At 72.4% G+C, this 3,488-nt stretch carries 4 protein-coding genes; all 4 read right to left on the reverse strand.

Annotated elements, in window-relative coordinates:
* Nucleotides 1-160: 160 nt before the first annotated feature.
* The gene (locus tag C1I98_RS36755; protein WP_111171884.1) at nt 161-1,570 is read right to left on the reverse strand and encodes an NAD-dependent malic enzyme; all 1,410 of its coding nucleotides are present in this window, start codon (nt 1,568-1,570) and stop codon (nt 161-163) included.
* A 115-nt stretch (nt 1,571-1,685) separates the two neighbouring features.
* Nucleotides 1,686-2,324, reverse strand: coding sequence for a cytidylate kinase-like family protein (locus C1I98_RS36760; protein WP_111171885.1), 639 nt, complete (start codon nt 2,322-2,324; stop codon nt 1,686-1,688).
* Between the two features lie 83 nt (nt 2,325-2,407).
* Nucleotides 2,408-3,280, reverse strand: coding sequence for an LLM class flavin-dependent oxidoreductase (locus tag C1I98_RS36765; protein WP_111171886.1), 873 nt, complete (start codon nt 3,278-3,280; stop codon nt 2,408-2,410).
* A gap of 10 nt (nt 3,281-3,290) precedes the next feature.
* A complete protein-coding gene (locus tag C1I98_RS42205; RefSeq protein ID WP_158558344.1) occupies nt 3,291-3,428 on the reverse strand; it encodes a hypothetical protein in 138 nt (45 codons plus the stop codon).
* Between the last annotated feature and the right edge of the window lie 60 nt (nt 3,429-3,488).

Consider the following 3,488-nt stretch of genomic DNA (forward strand, 5'->3'; position numbering starts at 1 on the left):
GGGCGGTGTGGCTGTGGCGGGGCAGTTGGTGCTGGCGGTCGCGCTGCTGGTGATGGGCGGGTTGCTGTGGTGGCTCGGGGCCATTTGGCCAGGCCGCTACCCCGACCCGTCACGCTGACCCCGGCGGTCCCCTCACTCGGACGCTGAGGCGGCCGAGCCCCTATGCCTCGGTGCTGCCGCGCGGACGCCCTCCGGCGGACTCGCGGACCGCGGCGGCCACCGCCGTGGCGACGTCGGCGTGGAAGACGCTGGGGACGATGTAGTTGGGGCCGAGCTCCTCGTCGGTGACCACGTTCGCCAGGGCGCGGGCCGCGGCGAGCAGCATCTCCTGGGTGACGCCGCCCGCCTGGGCGTCCAGCAGGCCGCGGAAGACGCCCGGGAAGGCCAGCACGTTGTTGATCTGATTGGGAAAGTCGGACCGCCCGGTCGCCACCACCGCCGCGGTCTCGCGGGCGTCGTCCGGGGAGACCTCCGGCTCGGGGTTGGCCAGCGCGAAGACGACCGCGCCGTCGGCCATGGTGGCCACGTCGTCGCCGGTGAGGATGCCCGGGGCCGAGACCCCGATGAAGACGTCGGAGTCCTTCACCGCCCCCCGCAGGTCGCCCGAGTAGCCCTCGGCGTTGGTGTGGTCGGCGATCCAGCGCAGCGAGTCGTCGAGGTCGTCGCGGCCGTGGTGGATCGCGCCGAGGTAGTCGCACACGACCACGTTGCGCGCCCCGGCCGCGAGCAGCAGGCGCAGCACCGCCGTGCCGGCCGCGCCCGCGCCCGCCATCGTGATGCGCACCTGCTCGAGGTCCTTCTCCACCACCCGCAGCGCGTTGGTCAGGGCGGCGAGCACGCAGATGGCCGTGCCGTGCTGGTCGTCGTGGAAGACCGGGATGTCGAGCAGCTCGCGCAGCCGGCGTTCGATCTCGAAGCAGCGCGGAGCCGAGATGTCCTCAAGGTTGATGCCGCCGAAGCCGGGCGCGATGAGCTGCACCGCGCGCACGATCTCGTCGGTGTCCTGGGTGTCGAGGCAGATCGGCCAGGCGTCGATCCCGGCGAACCGCTTGAACAGCGCCGACTTGCCCTCCATGACCGGCAGCGCGGCGGCCGGGCCGATGTTGCCCAGCCCGAGGACGGCCGAGCCGTCGGTGACCACGGCGACCGTGTTGCGTTTGATGGTCAGGCGGCGGGCGTCTTCGGGGTTGCGGGCGATCGCCATCGACACCCGCGCGACGCCGGGCGTGTAGGCCATGGACAGCTCGTCACGGTTGCGCAGCGGGACCTTAGAGACCATCTCGATCTTGCCGCCGAGGTGCATCAGGAAGGTGCGGTCGCTGACCTTGTGGATGGCCACGCCCTCCACCGCGTCGAGCTGGTCGACGATGGCCTGGGCGTGGTCGGTGTCGCGGGCGGCGCAGGTGACGTCGATCCGCAGCTTCTCGTGCCCGGCGGTGGTCACGTCGAGGGCGGTGACCACGCCTCCGGCCGACTCGACGGCATGGGTGAGCTGGCTGACGGCCTTGCCGCCTGCGGGCACCTCCAGCCGGACGGTGATGGAGTAAGAAACACTGGGCACGGTGGCCACGTCATCCGCTCCTTTGTAGTGGCCTGGTTTGAGGATTCCATGGTGCCACCTTCACTGAGCGTCGCGCCCCCGGTTCACCGGTGAGCCGACCCGGCCGGGGGTGGGGCCGCAAGGATCAGCCGATCGCCTCGGCGGCCGAGGCGATCAGCTCCACGCAGGCCGGCACGGGGATGCTCGTGCTGTCCACGACCAGGTGATACAGGGTCGGCCGGCCGGGGTCGGCGCGGTAGAAGTGCCGGACGTACGCGGCGCGGGCGCGGTCGTTGTCCTCGACGATCTTGCGGGCCTCACGCTCGCCGAGGTCGAAGAAGGCCGCCGTCTGGCGGATCCGGCGTTCCAGCGGGGCGTCCAGACGTACGTGGAGCGCTCCCGGGTGGTCGGCGAGCACGATGGCGCCGGCCCGGCCGAGGATCACCCCGCCGCGCGCCTGCGCGGTCGTCCTGATCACCTTCTCGGTGTGCGCGACGAACTCCTCCGGCGGGGTCGGCATCGCGCCCGGCAGGTAGGTGTCCACGCCGCCGAAGGTCACCGTCGGCAGCCGCATCGCGCCGGACAGCAGCCTGCCGATGCCGTGCTCGGCGCGGTCGTCGTGGACCAGCGCCTCCTCCAGCGTGCAGCCCAGTTCCTCGGCCACCGTGCCGGGGATGGCGCGGTCCACGAACGGCACGCCGAGCATCTCGGCCACGGCGGGACCGATCACGTTGCCCGCGGTACCGTACGTCGCGGAGATGGTCACGACCCGCACACCGGACATTTACCCGTTCCAGGTCACAGTTATAGGGTGTAACCGGGAAACTTTCCAGGTAGCAGGTCATCCGCCGGGCCGCGCGTTACCCATCATGCGATCAGGGGGCGCACCTCTTCGGCCACGAAGCGCACGAAGCCCTCGATGTCGGGTTCGTCCGCAGTGGGCTGGAGGATCACGGTGTCGGCCCCGGCGTCGGCGATCCGCCGTACGGCCTCGGCGACCGCCTGCGCGTCGCCCGCCACCCCGGCCTCGCTCTTGCCCGCGTCGCCGGAGGACTCCAGCTCGGCCTCGATCCGCGCGGCGGCACCGGGCCCGGTCGCGGCGTTGAAGTAGGCCACGACCTCGTGCGGGTCGGTACGGCCGGCCTCCGCCCTGCCCTCCTCGACCAGCTCGCGGGCCCGTCGTACCTCGCCGGGCGTGCGGCCGGAGGTGAGGATCGTGCCGTCCGCGGCCTTACCTGCCAGGCGCAGCGTGCGCGGGCCGGTAGCGCCGACGTAGACCGCGGCCCCCGCCTGGGGAGGCCAGTCCAGGGCGACGCCGTCCAGCCGTACGTAGCGGCCCTGCGTGGTGACCCGTTCGCCGCGCAGCAGCGCCCGCATCGCCGACAGGTGCTCGGTGAGCAGCGTCATGGGCGACTCCACCCGCGCGCCGACCTGCGCCATCCAGTCCTGTACGCCGTGGCCGACCGCCAGCTTCGCCCGGCCGGGGAACAGGCGGTGCAGCGTCGCGGCCTCCATCGAGGTCAGCGCGGCGTTCCGGAACGGCACCGGCAGCAGCCCCACGCCGACCCGCAGCCGCTGCGTCCAGGCCAGCCCCGCGGCCATGGCCGCGATCCCGCTCTCCAGGAAGCAGTCCTCCCACAGCCACAGCTCCTCCAGCCCGGCCGCGTCGGCCGCGCACGCCACGTCGCGGAGCCGTTCGGGGGGAAGCTGGGGACGGAACACGACACCGAGCGCAGTCATGAGGTCATTCCTATCGCGCCCGGCGCGGCACGGACAAACTCCGCGGCGCGTCCCGCTGTGCCGGGGTACGGCCCGCCGTACCGGTGACCAGGGTGCGCGCCACGATGTGCTCGGCGGCCCAGGGCAGAAGACTCGGCGAAGTAGTCACCGGCGATCCCTCGGAAGGTGCCCCCGATGCGCACGATGCTCGCGACCCCCTCCCCAGAGG

The sequence above is a fragment of the Spongiactinospora gelatinilytica genome (assembly GCF_003236385.1).
GTDB lineage: Bacteria > Actinomycetota > Actinomycetes > Streptosporangiales > Streptosporangiaceae > Spongiactinospora > Spongiactinospora gelatinilytica.

Coding starts and splice junctions, on each gene's coding strand:
- C1I98_RS36760 (WP_111171885.1), bottom strand. CDS start 2,324: ATGTCCGGTGTGCGGGTCGTGACCATCTCCGCGACGTACGGTACCGCG.
- C1I98_RS36765 (WP_111171886.1), bottom strand. CDS start 3,280: ATGACTGCGCTCGGTGTCGTGTTCCGTCCCCAGCTTCCCCCCGAACGG.